Genomic DNA, 13,489 nt, shown 5'->3' on the forward strand with positions numbered 1-13,489 from the left:
CCTGTACAGCTTGCCGAGCGCCTCGGTGCCACGTAGCCGCACGGGAGACAGGACCGGCACACCGCGATCAACCGGGAACGCCTCGCACGACACGCTCAGGGTGCGTGACTGGCTGGGGTTATACATGGACACTCCCTGGACTGACTTGCACCAGTAGGTCTTCGCGTTTCTTCATACGCTTTAGCCCGCTCAAATTTGAAATTTTCATTATCAAATTGGATTTTGCTAGGCGTATATAGGACAACTGTCAAAATTGGTCAACGCGATAAAGTAGATAGGTATTTCGCATAACCAGGCGAATGGTTGATCGAAGACATAAGCGGGGGACACTGTTTAAGGCAGGGAGAGAGTTTCCCGACCAGATGCTTTGCACGGGATTGTCGGATCGAGCGAACTGCAGGGCATAAAAAAACCCGCCGGGGGGCGGGCTAAAGGCATACGCACGAAGCGAAACCTGTCGGGGAGGCCGTTATGTTCCGCTCGCATACGCAGATCGATTAACCGCCATCCGGCGGGATTCACCAATTGGATGAATCTGCATCTCGCGCGAGGTCATCTCCGGATACGGTTGATTCTGTACAGCTGCATGCTTTCACCCGTGCCTGAATGATGCATCGCTAGCCACAGGTCCACATCGTATTCGCGGTCAGGATGGCGCTTTATCATATTGGCAATGGGACGCGCAGACTGGTACGCCCGCACAGTCTCATGCGATCCCGGCTTGAACAGTGCGTCGCCTGGCTCAAGCTGTTCGATCTGCCAGGTCAGCGACCCCGCAACCAGTTCGCCCGCCCGGGTGGTCGGTCTATGCGGGTGTGCCGCATAGATCATTGCGCCCCCCGGGTCCGTGGTCGTCGCTAGTGCTTCCCGCCCGGGCGTTGCTACCGCGCTTTTCCGCACGTTCCTTATCCGCGACTTCTGTCGCAGGCTGTGGATTCTGATCCGTCTGTAGCATTGTCAGTGCCTCCGGTAAGAGAGCCGCACTATAGCAACGCCGAAAGCTGGCAGAAGAACGTCACGGCGTCATCCTCCGTTTGCCGGTGGATCAGATGCTGCCCTTTGCGAAACGAAGATAAGGGGTCATTGCGCGTCCGATCGAGCGGTACTCCGAGGGGAAAAAGTAGGCTTGTTACTGCTAATACTTATGACAGAAGCCCCACCGCTCGTCAGGCATGCATCGCGCACCATGGATACAAATGCGCCGTTTGCGGGTTCTGTTTCGAGGAAAAGTACGGTGCGCTTGGTGCGGGTTACATTGAGGTGCATCACCTGAATCAGGTCGCGGACATCGATGAGGAGCACCTGATCGATCCAATCACGGACCTTCGTCCCGTGTGCGCAAACTGCCACCGCATGCTTCACAAGCAGAGACCCCCACCTGTCCATAGACGAACTCAGGCTGCGTAGCGACCCGGCGAACAGGAAGTCGGCTACCAGCGAATAGTTCAAATAGCCGATGGGTTGTGGCGTCAATCCTGAGCTATCCACAATCTCTCGGATCTGTTTGCCGACTCGCCCATCCTTTCAGCCTCTCTCGCTGCGGCTAACGACGGTTGCACGTCCACAAGACGTCGTTGAGGGCCTTGCCCGGGCGAGCATCCGAGGCGGGTCGATCAGGGGCGGTCACAGCAGACGGGCTGCTGGTTAAACGCACCAAATCCAACCGAGCAGCGGGTCGCAGAAATTCCCCTATAGCTCCCCTAACAGATAGGGGAAATTTTCCCTGTCGGGGTAGAAGCGCTCAAACCCTTACCGGATAAGGCTTTGCGCAAGGCAGGGTTTCACCCAAGGTTGCCCCGCACAGGGGCAACGCCAATAGACCGACAAGATTCCAAGGAAAGGCCCAAAACCCCAAAAAGACCACATCCAATTCAACCACCCAAAAAAACCAACCTCAAAAATTATGCCGCAGCCCCACAATCACAGAAACCTGCTTATCCGTATCCGAATTAACGATATTCGGAATCTGCGCCAGGTTCTCCGTCGCGCCGGTTGCCGGGTCAATCCCTAATCCAGCCCCTGAGGACTTCTGCCCAATCGCGACCGCATAAACAGCGGTGCGCTTGGACAAGCTATACACAGCACCGAGGTTGATCTGATGCACGCGAGTAGAAGCACTGCCGCTCGGCTTGGCGTCATTGAAAATATAAGCAAACCCTAGCTGCAAATCCGGCGCGAGCGCATAAGTCGTATTCAACTCGGCAATATCGAACGACACATCAGCCCCGGCAGGCCGCGCCGCACTCGCAATGTACTGACTCTGCGACAACCGCGTATGCGTATACGTCACCGCCACATTCGCCTTGCCGAACGAATACGAACCCCCTGCCCCAAAAATCCGTATCTTGCTCGCATCCTGCAACAGACAATACGACGCGTCCGCATTCGCACAGCTGAAGTCGCCGATATAGCCACTCGTGCCCCCCAACGCCGCCTGCAATGGCTGATTCAACTCCAGATACCCCGCGCTCAGCGACAACGGTCCCTGCACATAATTCGCCGCCAGCGCCCACCCCTTGTTCTGCGAAAAATTCCCCGCCACGCCACCAAGGCTGAACAATCCCCCAACGGTCAACCCGCCAAAACTCGGACTGATGTACTTGATCGAATTGTTGAAGTTGAACGCCTCGTTCAGATTGTCGACGTCGCCGAAATGGGAACCGTACAACGTCGCCCAGTTATTACTCGATGCATACGCGCCCATGTAGTCCGAGAACGGATCGTATTGCCGGCCGAACGTCAGCGCGCCATACGTCGAGTTGTTCACACCGACCCACGCATTGCGATTGAACAGCGTATTCGATTGCAGCATCGCGCCGCTGCCGATCAGAAAGCTGTTCTCCAACGCGAAGTTGACCGTCGTGCCGCCGCCGATATCCTCCGTGCCCATCAAGCCCCAGCGCGACGGCACCAGATTGCCGCCCGCCAGTTGATAGTTCGCGTGTCCGTTGGTGTTGCCGTCGGCGAGCGTAGTCTGCTGGTTGTTCGTGTAGACGAGGCCGGCGTCGACCGTGCCGTAAAGCGTCACCGAAGATTGCGCGTGCGCGCCCATCGAAAGGCCGAACGCGGCCAACGCAAGCGCCGAGCGCTTGACGAAAGTGTCTGCCATGATTGTCTTGTCGAGAAGTGAGGTAGGTGGTTGTCGCGCGATTCGCGCGTTTCCCTTACTGGCCGAAGCGCGCGTAGATATCCGGGCGCTTCTTGCGCAGGATGAGACCGATCACCACGCCGACCAGCGCCACCGTGAACACGATCCAGGGGAAGGATTTGACGACCGGACTATCGGAGCCGCTGAGCGCATCGAGGTTGCGCACCAGAATCACGCCGATATACAACAGGCCGAAGCCACCCACCAGCGGTGCGACGAACGAGTGCCATACGCGTGTGTCCTTGCGCGTCTTGCGGAAGAACGCGATCACCGAAAAACTCGTCACCGCCTGCAACATCACAATGCCGATCGTGCCGAGCGCCGAACTCCAGCTGAACACGATATTGAACACGTCGCTGCCCGCCGCGATAAAAAGTCCGAGCAGCACGCACACGGAGAGTGTCTGCAGATAGCTCGCCACATACGGCGAACGATATTTTTCGTGCACGCGATTGAGTGCTTGCGGCAGGATGCCTTCGAGACTCAGCGCATGGATATAACGTACCAGCGTGTTATGAAACGACAGCAGGCTCGCGAAGATACTGCTGAGCAAAAGGAAACTCATCACCGTCGTCACCGCGCCGCCCAGATATTTGCCGGACTGGATGAACCAGAAATCGCCGGGCTCTTTGGTCGCGACCGTGACCACATCCGCAAGGCCATACGCGCAGACGATCGTCCACGTGACGAAAGCGAAGAACACGAGAATCAGCATCACGGATACGTACGTGGCGCGCGGCACCGTCACCTTCGGATCGCGACATTCTTTGCCGTATATCGCGGTCGCTTCGAAACCGATGAACGAGGCAAAGGCGAACATCACCGCAATGCCAAGGTGACCGCTGAACACATGCTGCGGTGTGAACGGCGCAAGCGTGAGGCCGTTAGGTCCGCCGCCATGCACGACGATCGCAATTGCGAGCACCAGCAGAATGCCCAGTTCGAGACACATCAGCACGCCGAGCAGGCGGCTATTCAGATCGATGCCGCGGATGCCGGTGAATTGCACCACGGCCACGCAGATCAGCGAATACCCGTACCAGGGCAACGCGGTATGCAAAAGCGGCGAGAGGATCACCGTGCAGAAGAAGCCAAACAATCCGTACAGCGCGATCTGGATGAACGTGTACGACATCAGCGCGACGAGCGCTCCGGCCATGCCCAGCGGCCGCCCGAGTCCGGCGGTGATATACGCGTAAAACGCGCCGGCGCGCACCACGTGCCGGCTCATCGACGCAAAGCCCACGCTGAAAATCAGCAGCACCGCGCCGGCAATCACGAACGCGCCCGGAATGCCCGCGCCATTGCCCAGACTGATCGCGGGCGGCACCGCGCCGAGCATGCCGGTCAGCGGCGCGGCCGCCGAAATCACGAGGAACACGATCTGCCATAAGCCCAGCGTATTGCCTTTCAATTCCACGGGGTTCTCCGCGTCGACCGCTCGGGTCGGAGAATAGGGTTCACTCATCGCTGCCTCTTGTGTGTTGGCTAGTCTGGGACTCGCCTGAACCCCGTACTGCTGATCCAGACGCTCACTTGACCGATCTCCGATGCTTCGGTGTGTGCGCATGGTAGGTAGCTAAAAAATAAAACGACTTCGCGAACCGCGCCAAATTTTCGATAATTTGCGCCAATGCGGGGAAGCCCGAGTGCGGTGGTTTGCAGCGAATACTTAGGAACCTGAATTATTCTCGCGCGGCAATGGTAAAGCCGCGCGATGCTTTCAGAGTGAAAGAAAATGCACCGACGTCACGCGCTATTCTTTTTCCAGTTGCGTGTGGCGCGCCACAAGACCGTGGCATCGGCATAACCAACGGCGCGTGCAATCGCCGCATTGGTAAGCTCTTCTCGCTCGAGCAACCCTTCGACGCTGCGCTGCCGTTCCTCGCGCACGATCTGCCGCACTGATGTGCCCTCCTGCGCGAGGTGCCGTTGCAACGAGCGATGCGAGAGACCGAGATCCTTCGCGATGTCGGCGACGATCAGTTTTTCGTGCGCGAGCCGCCGCGTCACCAGATCGCGAACCTGCTCGACGATGCTGTGCGGCATTGCATCCCGCGCGATCAGATCGGTGGCGTGGCGCTCCATCATGCGCGCCATTTGCGTGTCGGCGCTTTTGAGCGAAGCGTCGAGATCCTGGGGCCGCAGAATCAAGCCGTTGAAAGGCTGCTGAAAGCGCACCGGCACGCGAAAGATACGCGCATACGGTTTGAGATCGGCTGGCGCAGCGTGTTCGAAATGCACTTCGACCGGATTCCACGCGGCGCCGCGCACGAGCCGAACCATGTGGCACATCGTCGAAAGACTGTATTCCGCATCCTGCCGGCGCGGCCAGATTTGCGGACTGGCGATCTGGTAGGTCCAGATCGGCCATTCGTCGTCGCGCAGCAATTCGCAAGTGGTGGTGTTCTGCCACGAGGCGAGCGCGAGCGAAAACTTGCGCATGGCCGCATTCAAGGTCGGCGACGACAGAAACACCAGACCCGCCGGCCCCAGCTCCGTCAATTGCAATTCACTGCCCAGGCGCAGGCCGAGCGCGGACTCGCCGAGCACCTCGGCGGCGCGCTCGAACGCCGTCACATAGCGCGTGAGCGGCAGAATTTCATAGGGATTCGACAGGAGCTTGCGGCTCATGCCGAACTCCTCCAGCAGCGCGTCGCATTGCGCGCCCGATGCATCGAGTGCGCGCACAACCGGTCCCATGACCGCGGCGCGGATCATCGGGAAACTGCCGTTGAGCGTGACTTTTTTCATGCTGAGCGTCTCCTCTCCAGTCTTCGCTGATGGTGGCTCGTGTCATTCCTCTTGGCGCACTTTATCGTTCATTTGGCGCGATAGGCAAGCGCGAAAATATTATTGGGTTCCTACGATTTGCCATCGACTCAGCGTTCGCCGCGCCTCATTCGCCTCGCGAGCGCGCTGTCCGGTCCAGCAACTTCTTACGGGAATCTTATGAACACGAATGCCACGAAAGCCGCTCACGCCCCCGTTCATCCGCTCGACCCGCTGAGCGGCGCAGAAATGCAGCTCGCGTGCGACCTCGTGAAAGCCGCCGAAAAACTCGATTCGCACGCGCGTTTTCCGATGGTCGAATTGCGCGAGCCGCCGAAAGCCGAAGTGGTGGCATTCAAGACCGGCGAATATTTTTCGCGCACGGCCTTCGTGCTCGCAATCGATCGGTCGAATGGCGCGACGATCGAATTCGAGGTGGACCTGAGAGAAAAGAAAATTGCCGCGCGCCGTGTCATGCCGTTCGGCGCGGCGCCTTACGGCCAGCCGCCCATCATGATCGACGACTTCATGAACGCGGAACAGATCGTCAAGAGCGATGAAGCATGGCGCGTGGCCGTGATGAAGCGCGGCCTCAGCGAAAAAGATCTGGAACGCGTGCAGGTCGATCCGTTCTCGGCGGGCTGTTTCGATCGCGAGAACGAAAACGGCCGGCGTCTGGTGCGTTGCGTGAGCTACTACCGCGAGACCCTGACCGATAACGGCTACGCGCACCCAATTGAAGGCGTGATGGCCGTGGTCGATCTGCTCGAAAAGAAAGTGATCGAACTGGTGGACGACGGCCGCATCATTCCGATTCCGCGCGCCAAGCATAACTACGACACGCCGAGTCTCGGCGAGCCGCGCAGCACGCTCAAACCGCTGTCGATCAATCAACCCGACGGCCCGAGCTTTACGATCGAGGGCTGGCATGTGAACTGGCAGAACTGGAACTTCCGTGTCGGCTTCACGCCGCGCGAAGGGCTGGTGCTGCATCAACTGTCGTGGGACGACGGCAGGAGCACGCGCCCGATCATCTACCGTGCGAGCGTCACGGAAATGTGCGTGCCCTACTCCGACCCGAGCACCAACCACTACTGGAAAAGCGCGTTCGACGCGGGCGAATACGGTCTCGGCAAACTGGCGAATCAACTCGAACTCGGTTGCGACTGCCTCGGCACGATCCGCTATTTCGACATTCCGTCCGCAGACGATTTCGGCAACGCATTCGTGATGAAGAACGCCGTCTGCATGCACGAAGAAGACTACGGCACGCTCTGGAAGCACTACGAATTCCGCACCGGCGTGTTCGAAATGCGCCGCTCGCGACGCCTTGTGATTTCCTTCTTCGCCACCGTCGGCAATTACGACTACGGCTTCTACTGGTATCTGTATCAGGACGGCACGATCCAGCTCGAATGCAAGCTGACCGGCATCGTGCAGACCTCGGCGGTGGCTGATGGCGACACTTATTCGTGGGGCGGCATGATCACGGAAAACCTCGGCGGCCCGACGCATCAGCACTTCTTCAACGCGCGCATGCACATGATGGTGGACGGCGAGCGCAACACGGTGACCGAACACGAATTCGTGCCGCGTCCGATGGGCGAGAACAATCCGTACGGCAATGTGTTCGACACGACCAAACGCGTGTTGAAAACGGAAAGCGAAGCCGCACGTGTGGCAAGCGGCAGCACGGGTCGCTACTGGAAGGTCAGTAACCCCAACGTGAAGAATGCCGTGGGCGCAAATCCGGGCTACAAGCTGGTCGTCAATGACTCGCCGCTGATGCTGGCCGACGAACGTTCGAAGGTGCGCCAGCGCGGCGGCTTTGCCACGCGTCACGTGTGGGTCACGCCGTTCGATCCGGCTGAGCGCTATGCGAGCGGCGACTATCCGAATCAGCATTCGGGGGGCGACGGCCTGCCGCGCTATATCGAGGCGAATCGCAACATCGAGAACGAAGACGTCGTGCTGTGGCATAGCTTCGGCCACACGCATGTGTGCAAACCCGAGGATTTCCCGGTAATGCCGGTGGAGTACGCCGGTTTCATGCTCAAGCCGAACAACTTCTTCTCCGGCAACCCGACCATGGACCTGCCGGCCGAACGAGATCTGAACAGCGTCGAAGACGGCAAGTCCACGGATCATGGCTGCTGCAAGCACTGATCCGGTCGTGCGTCGCGCACGGCACGCCGCTCTCGCGTGCATGCTGTGCGCGAGTGCGGCATGCGTGTGCCTCGCGGGCGGCGGCGCTGCGCTGTTGACGCAGGCCGCTCTCGATCGGCACGCCACGGCGCTGTGGATGAGCGCGCTGATGCTAACGGCCATGATGAGCGTGCCATTGCTGATGTCGCGCTCATCGGGCCGCTACACGATGCTGATGAGCGCCGCGACGCTCATCATGACGATCAGCGCAATGAATAGCGTACCAGCGTATCTGAATGGTTCAGCGCATGGCATCGCCATTGCCTTGCTGATGATCGTGACGGGCTTCCTCGGCATGTTGTTCTACCGTTTGCTCGTCAACGCCGAATCGCGTCACGACGTGGATCGCAGCAGCGCGCATGACTCCGACTCGGTCAAGGCGGCGACTCCTTCAGGCGCAACGGCTCTGCTCGCGTTGCTTGCGGGACTGTCGAGCGGCAGTCTCGCCCGCTTCCAGCTCTTTGCGATTTGCGGCCTAAGCGGTGCACAGCCTTTCTGGCACATTGCGCTTTCACTTGCCGCAGTCTGCGCGCTGGCATTCATCGCCGATCGCTCGCGCGGCCATCGCATGCTGATGGGGTTGTACATCGCGCGTGCGGTGCTGATCGGCACGCTCGCGGCAAGCGACAATCCCGCGCTCGCACCGCTTGCGGCAGCGATCTTCCTGATTCTTGACTGCCTGACGATCCCGGCACTCGTGAACTTGCGCGGCAACTCGACCAGCGTATTGCGTGCGAGTTGCCCCGGCGTCGCGCATCACATCGGCATGGTGCTGGGCGCGGCGTTATCTACCACACCCTACTTTTTCGGCGACGGATTCGTCGTGCTGTACGCATTGAGCGCGACAGCGAACGTGATCTGCGCCGCGTCGTTAGCAACACACTGGCGTGCAAGGCAACACATCCACCTTCCCCCAAGTCCATACCGCCGTCAGGCGAACCCTTCCGGCTAGTGCCACGGCCACTCACCCCCAACGGAGACGAACCACCATGAACGAACACAAGCTAGCGGCCGCGTTGCCGCGCACCATGTTCATCAACGGCGAAAAAACCGGTAGTGCCGCGGGCAAAACTTTTCCGGTCTTCAACCCGGCCACCGCCGAAGAAATCGCGCAGATCCCCGACGCATCCGAAGCGGATATCGATCACGCGGTCAGAACCTCGAAGGCGGCCTTCGAATCCGACGCCTGGCGCAGAATGCCGCCGGCCGTTCGCGAGGGCCTGCTGCTCAAACTGGCCGACCTCGTCGAGCGGCACAGCGACGAACTCGCCACGCTGGAAACGCTCAATCAAGGCAAGCTGATCGGCTTCTCGAAGATGCTGGAAGTGGCGGGCAGCGTCCAGTGGTTGCGTTACATGGCCGGCTGGGCGACCAAGATCGAAGGCACTACCTTCGATCTGTCGATTCCTTTCCCGCCTGGCACGCGTTACAACGCGTCGACCAAACGCGTGCCGGCCGGTGTGGTCGCGGCGATCGTCCCGTGGAATTTCCCGCTGCTGATGGCGGTATGGAAAATCGCCCCGGCGCTGGCCTGCGGTTGCACCGTCGTGCTCAAACCCGCCGAAGAGACTCCGTTGACCGCCATCCGCCTCGCCGAACTCGCGCACGAAGCGGGTTTCCCTGCCGGCGTATTCAACGTGGTCACTGGCCGTGGCGAAACCGCTGGTGCGGCGCTCGTGCGGCATCCGCTGGTAAACAAGGTCACGTTCACCGGATCGACCGAGGTCGGGCGCATCATCGGTCGTCAATGCGCGGACGATCTGAAGCGTGCGTCGCTCGAATTGGGCGGCAAGAGCCCGGTGATCGTGCTCGACGACTGCGACCCGCGCAAGGCGATCGAAGGCGCGGCCGGCGCGATCTTCTTCAACCACGGCCAGGTTTGCACGGCGGGCTCGCGCCTGTATGTCGCGCGCTCGATCTATGACGAAGTCGTGCAAGGCATTGCCGCCGTCGCGGACGGCATCACGCTCGGCTCCGGTTTCGACGCGGCGACGCAGATGGGCCCGATGGTCTCCGCGCGGCACCGCGACAAGGTGGCCGGCATGATTGTCCAAGGCAAGGACGAAGGTGGCGAGATCCTCTCGCGCGATGCCCACGTGGACCGCGACGGCTACTTCGTGCGTCCGGCGGTGATCGCCAATCGCGCCTGCAAGCCGCTTTCCGTCATCAAGAAAGAGGTGTTCGGCCCTGTGCTGGTCGCCATGCCCTATGACGACCTGGACGAAGTGCTCGCTCAGGCAAACGCCTCAGAGTACGGACTCGGCGCGAGCGTGTGGACCAACCAGCTCGACAAGGCGCTGCGGCTCGTGGACGGCATCGAGGCCGGAACGGTATGGGTCAACACGCACAACATGGTCGACCCGGCCATGCCGTTCGGCGGCTTCAAGGCATCCGGCATCGGCCGCGAACATGGCAAGGCGATCATCGACTCGTATACGGAGAGCAAGTCGATCTGCATCGCTTACTAATGATGCGATGCCCGCGCGGCGCGTCGCGAGCAAGGCAACGCGCCGCGCCGCGCAGGCAAACCAGTAAAATACCGGGACATCGCGCTACCGCGCCTTACCTCCGGTCGAACATCTTGAAACGCAAAATGCCCGCGCTGAATGCGCTGAAAGCCTTCGAAGTCGCCGGCCGCACGGGCAGCTTCACCCGCGCCGCGGAACTGCTCAACGTCACGCAAAGCGCGGTTAGCCGCCAGGTCCGACAGCTCGAGGCGCAACTGGGCGAGACGCTCCTGCAGCGTCACCATCACCATCTGGAACTGTCGGCTGCCGGCCGCATTCTTCTGCAAGCGCTGCAGCAATCCTTTGACCGCATCGAACTCACGGTTCGCGGCATACAAGAAAAAACCCACCGCAACCGCCTGCGCATCAATGCGCCGCCCACCTTCACGAGCCGTTGGCTGATGCCGCGCCTCGGCCGCCTGCGTGATGCGCATCCGCAACTCGAACTGAGTCTGTCGACTCGTGTCGACGATAACCTCGCGGAATCCGGTGTGCTCGACTGCGCGATCCGCTTCGGCAATGGCGAGTGCGAAGGCGTCGACAACCGTCTGTTGATGAGCGAGCGGCATATCGCCGTCTGCTCGCCCGCGTTGCTCGCACGTCAGGCGGGCCGCGCCGCGATCGACCTGAATCAGTTCACGCTATTGCACGTGCTGGCGAGCGCCGATCAGCGCTACCTCACCTGGCAGCATTGGCTGAAGGCGGCGGGGATTGAAAACGTGGATACTCGTGGCGGTTATGAATTCGATCTGCTCGATCACGCCATTCGCGCCGCGATCGACGGGCTCGGCGTGACCATCGCCGACCGTCATATGATCGCGCGCGAACTGGCCGAAGGCCAACTCGTGCAAGTGCTGAATGTGCATGTGGACGGGCATCAGTCGTACTGGTTCGTCACGCGCGCGGAACAGGATGAACTACCGCACGTCGCGTTGTTCCGCGACTGGCTGCAACAGGAAATCTGGTTGAGCGGACGGACGCTCGATGCATCGGAGTCGGCGCCATTGAGCGACGCGGGTTGAGGCGCTGAGTGGCATCGCGGTGCGCCCTATGCACCGCTTCGAACGAAAAAAACGCGCCGATGCGATGCCATCGGCGCGGTTTCACACTACGTGGCTGCTAGCCCAACACCGCCAGGCCAATCAAACCATCAAGCCGCCGCGGCCATCTCCACTGCCGCGGGCCGATACGCAACTTCGCTCGCCGCATCCTCGAGAATCATGTCGGCGCCCTTCTCCGCCACCATCATGGTCGGCGCATTGATATTGCCCGACGTGATATTCGGAAAGATCGACGCATCCACCACGCGCAAGCCGTCAATGCCGTGCACACGCAAACGCGCATCCACCACCGACGTGCGTGGATCGTCGCCCATCGCGCACGAACCGCACAGGTGATAGATCGACCCCGACTGCTCGCGGAAGTACCGCAGGAATCCTTCGCGCGTATTCACCTGCGGTCCCGGCGAGATTTCCTCGACCGTGATCGCCTTCAGCGCCGGCGACGCCATCACCTTGCGCACCAGTTCGCAACCCTGGATCACTTCGTCGATGTCCTTCTCCGTGGTCAGCGCGTTGATACGGATCTTCGCGGCGTCCTCGGCGCGATTCGACGCGATCTCGATCGAACCGCGGCTCGTCGGCCGGCACGGATTGAACGCCAGCAGAAAGCCCGAGTACGGTTCAGGTTCGAGATTCGCCTTGTTGCTCTTCGGAATGCGGTACGACAACGGATTGAAGTACAACTGCAGATTCGGCTGCGCTTGCTGATCGTTGCCCTTGAAGAACCCACCCGACTGATTCACGCTCATCGCGAGCGGCCCCTTGCGCGTCAGCAGATATTGCAGACCGAGCTTGAGCTTGCCAAGCAGCGGCCGCATCTCGTCGTTCAGCGTCTTCATGTTCGCGCGATAGTAGAAGCTCACGCACAGATGGTCCTGCAGATTCTGGCCCACGGCGGGCAGTTCCTTGACCATCGCGATGCGATGCTTCGCCAGCAGTGCGCTGTCGCCCACGCCGGAGAGTTGCAGCAGCTTCGGCGAATCGACCGCGCCCGCCGACAGAATCACTTCGCGCGTCGCCATGAATTGCCGCGTGACGCCGTTCTGCGTGACGCTCACGCCGATCGCGCGTTGGTTGCCGTCGAATAGAACGCGGCTTGCCAGCACGTCGCGCTCGACGGTCAGATTCTTGCGCGACAACACCGGGTGCAGATACTCGAAGCTGCTCGATGAGCGCTGGCCATTACGCGTGTTCACGTCGTAGATGCCGGCGCCTTCGAATTGCGCGCCATTGAAGTCGTCGCTGCGCTGATAACCGGCCTGATCGCAGCCTTTCAGAAACACGTGGCAGATCGGATGCACCGCATCTTTCATCGGCGAGATGCGGATCGGGCCGTCGGCGCCGTGATATTCCGTGTTGCCGAGCGGATGCGATTCGAGCTTGCGGAAATACGGCAGCACGTCGCGAAACGCCCAACCCGCGTTGCCGGCGGCGGCCCAATCGTCGAAATCGTGCGGCTGGCCGCGCACGTAGATCATCGCGTTGATCGAGCCCGAGCCGCCCTGCACCTTGCCGCGCGGACAATAGATCGGCCGGTTGTCGAGTTCTTTTTCCGGCTCGCTGTAGTACATCCAGTTATAGTTTTCGTTGTAGTACGTCTTGGTGAAACCCACCGGAATCTTGAACCAGAACGAGCTGTCCTTGCCGCCCGCTTCGAGCAGCAGCACCGAATATTGGCCCGACGCCGACAGGCGATTGGCGAGAATGCAGCCCGCCGAACCCGCGCCGACGATGATGTAATCGTAGTTCATGCTCTATGTCGCCAGACGGCGCTCAATCCATTGAAACGTAGTGGT

The 13,489-nt window shown here is 60.4% G+C and carries 10 protein-coding genes; 5 read left to right on the forward strand and 5 right to left on the reverse strand.

Going from position 1 to position 13,489, the window contains the following annotated elements:
- Window positions 1-552 precede the first annotated feature (552 nt).
- The gene (locus P0D96_RS08860) at window positions 553-831 is read right to left on the reverse strand and encodes a hypothetical protein (protein ID WP_408313022.1); all 279 of its coding nucleotides are present in this window, start codon (window positions 829-831) and stop codon (window positions 553-555) included.
- A 129-nt stretch (window positions 832-960) separates the two neighbouring features.
- Here P0D96_RS08860 and P0D96_RS08865 point away from each other — a divergent pair, with 129 nt between their 5' ends.
- A complete protein-coding gene (locus P0D96_RS08865; protein WP_408313283.1) occupies window positions 961-1,407 on the forward strand; it encodes an HNH endonuclease in 447 nt (148 codons plus the stop codon).
- A 487-nt stretch (window positions 1,408-1,894) separates the two neighbouring features.
- On the opposite strand, the gene P0D96_RS08870 is transcribed toward P0D96_RS08865, so the two are convergent.
- The 3 genes from P0D96_RS08870 to P0D96_RS08880 all read right to left on the reverse strand — a co-directional run bounded on the left by P0D96_RS08870 (window position 1,895) and on the right by P0D96_RS08880 (window position 5,902).
- Complete coding sequence (locus P0D96_RS08870; RefSeq protein ID WP_408313025.1) at window positions 1,895-3,109, reverse strand: porin; 1,215 nt, start codon at window positions 3,107-3,109, stop codon at window positions 1,895-1,897.
- Between the two features lie 55 nt (window positions 3,110-3,164).
- Window positions 3,165-4,616, reverse strand: a complete 1,452-nt coding sequence (locus P0D96_RS08875) for an APC family permease (protein WP_408313028.1) — start codon at window positions 4,614-4,616, stop codon at window positions 3,165-3,167.
- Between the two features lie 281 nt (window positions 4,617-4,897).
- Window positions 4,898-5,902 carry an AraC family transcriptional regulator gene (locus P0D96_RS08880; RefSeq protein WP_408313031.1) on the reverse strand — a complete coding sequence of 335 codons (1,005 nt, stop codon included), beginning with the start codon at window positions 5,900-5,902 and terminating at the stop codon, window positions 4,898-4,900.
- Between the two features lie 198 nt (window positions 5,903-6,100).
- Between P0D96_RS08880 and P0D96_RS08885 the strand changes: the two genes are divergently transcribed.
- The 4 genes from P0D96_RS08885 (at window position 6,101) to P0D96_RS08900 (ending at window position 11,654) form a co-directional block, all read left to right on the forward strand.
- Window positions 6,101-8,086, forward strand: coding sequence for a primary-amine oxidase (locus tag P0D96_RS08885; protein WP_408313034.1), 1,986 nt, complete (start codon window positions 6,101-6,103; stop codon window positions 8,084-8,086).
- Entirely contained in the window at window positions 8,067-9,077 is a 1,011-nt protein-coding gene (locus P0D96_RS08890; protein WP_408313036.1) for a hypothetical protein, read from the forward strand. Before P0D96_RS08885 ends, P0D96_RS08890 begins: the two co-directional genes overlap by 20 nt.
- Before the next feature lie 37 nt (window positions 9,078-9,114).
- On the forward strand, window positions 9,115-10,593 hold the full coding sequence (gene styD / locus P0D96_RS08895) for a phenylacetaldehyde dehydrogenase StyD (RefSeq protein ID WP_408313039.1): 1,479 nt from the start codon (window positions 9,115-9,117) through the stop codon (window positions 10,591-10,593).
- Between the two features lie 125 nt (window positions 10,594-10,718).
- Entirely contained in the window at window positions 10,719-11,654 is a 936-nt protein-coding gene (locus P0D96_RS08900) for a LysR substrate-binding domain-containing protein (protein WP_408313042.1), read from the forward strand.
- A 128-nt stretch (window positions 11,655-11,782) separates the two neighbouring features.
- Here P0D96_RS08900 and P0D96_RS08905 read toward each other — a convergent pair whose 3' ends face one another.
- On the reverse strand, window positions 11,783-13,444 hold the full coding sequence (locus P0D96_RS08905; protein ID WP_408313045.1) for a GMC family oxidoreductase: 1,662 nt from the start codon (window positions 13,442-13,444) through the stop codon (window positions 11,783-11,785).
- Window positions 13,445-13,489: the final 45 nt, after the last annotated feature.

Origin of the sequence: Paraburkholderia sp. RL17-347-BIC-D (genome assembly GCF_046027915.1) — a bacterium.
In the GTDB taxonomy this organism is placed as follows: Bacteria; Pseudomonadota; Gammaproteobacteria; order Burkholderiales; family Burkholderiaceae; genus Paraburkholderia.

Coding starts and splice junctions, on each gene's coding strand:
- P0D96_RS08870 (WP_408313025.1), bottom strand. CDS start 3,109: ATGGCAGACACTTTCGTCAAGCGCTCGGCGCTTGCGTTGGCCGCGTTC.
- P0D96_RS08860 (WP_408313022.1), bottom strand. CDS start 831: ATGATCTATGCGGCACACCCGCATAGACCGACCACCCGGGCGGGCGAA.
- P0D96_RS08875 (WP_408313028.1), bottom strand. CDS start 4,616: ATGAGTGAACCCTATTCTCCGACCCGAGCGGTCGACGCGGAGAACCCC.
- P0D96_RS08880 (WP_408313031.1), bottom strand. CDS start 5,902: ATGAAAAAAGTCACGCTCAACGGCAGTTTCCCGATGATCCGCGCCGCG.
- P0D96_RS08890 (WP_408313036.1), top strand. CDS start 8,067: ATGGCTGCTGCAAGCACTGATCCGGTCGTGCGTCGCGCACGGCACGCC.
- P0D96_RS08905 (WP_408313045.1), bottom strand. CDS start 13,444: ATGAACTACGATTACATCATCGTCGGCGCGGGTTCGGCGGGCTGCATT.
- styD (WP_408313039.1), top strand. CDS start 9,115: ATGAACGAACACAAGCTAGCGGCCGCGTTGCCGCGCACCATGTTCATC.
- P0D96_RS08885 (WP_408313034.1), top strand. CDS start 6,101: ATGAACACGAATGCCACGAAAGCCGCTCACGCCCCCGTTCATCCGCTC.
- P0D96_RS08900 (WP_408313042.1), top strand. CDS start 10,719: ATGCCCGCGCTGAATGCGCTGAAAGCCTTCGAAGTCGCCGGCCGCACG.